At 57.5% G+C, this 332-nt stretch carries 1 protein-coding gene; it reads left to right on the top strand.

Features of this window, described 5'->3' with window-relative positions:
- Positions 1-29 precede the first annotated feature (29 nt).
- The coding region (locus ACZLZY_RS24970; RefSeq protein WP_472936654.1) for a hypothetical protein at positions 30-332 on the top strand (303 nt) is incomplete at its 3' end.

Here is a 332-nt window from a genome sequence, read left to right as displayed (position 1 = left end):
ATAAGGCCAAATGATCGGAGCACATCCTGATGTCAAATACGTACCCTCAGGACTTCCGGGAAGTTGCCCACTGCGCGATGGAGGCAACTTTTCATGTCATGCGGGATGACGAAGGCAAGCCAAGCGTCAGCGTAGGGATCCAGGGGTCAGGAACTGGACCGGCAGCGTTCTTCGGCATCTACGCTAAACTCTCGACCGGGCTGCCGGTAAACGACTTCGTTGCCGCGGGCATTGGAGCCCCTTTTGAGCCACCGCCACCGCCAGATTGCCTACCGGTCATCGTGGGCTCGGATTCAGAAGGTCGATTTGGTCATGAATGCCCGGTGTGCTCA

The organism is Mesocryomonas lacus, assembly GCF_055730135.2.
Note: the sequence above shows the minus strand (reverse complement) of the source record. Positions and strands in the feature narration are given on the sequence as shown.